We start from the raw sequence: 262 nt of genomic DNA, 5'->3' as shown, positions 1-262 counted from the left end.
ATATTGAGCTTTTGCATCGCCTTGGTCTGCCAAAAGTTTAGTTGGTAAAAATGAGGGAGAAGAAGAGTAAATAATTTTACTTTTTTTACCGCTCCAAAAAGACTTCCAATCTTCTCGAACACTTTCAGAAAAAAGCCCCAAGCCTAACGTACATAAAGTCTTAAAAGCTGCATATATTCCAATTCCAATTCTACGCTTTAAAGGGTATGTTTTTTCAAAGCTTCCTAAAAGGATATATGTTTTACCATTGTTTATTATACTT

Annotated in this window: 1 pseudogene; it reads right to left on the bottom strand. The window is 33.2% G+C overall.

From position 1 onward, the window contains the following. Positions 1–262: pseudogene (locus BU804_RS00125) on the bottom strand (hypothetical protein); the annotation flags it as partial.

This window comes from Candidatus Protochlamydia sp. W-9, from assembly GCF_001950615.1.
Taxonomy (GTDB): Bacteria; Chlamydiota; Chlamydiia; order Chlamydiales; family Parachlamydiaceae; genus Protochlamydia; species Protochlamydia amoebophila.
The sequence above is the reverse complement of the archived record's forward strand: the minus strand, read 5'-3'. Positions and strand labels throughout refer to the sequence as shown.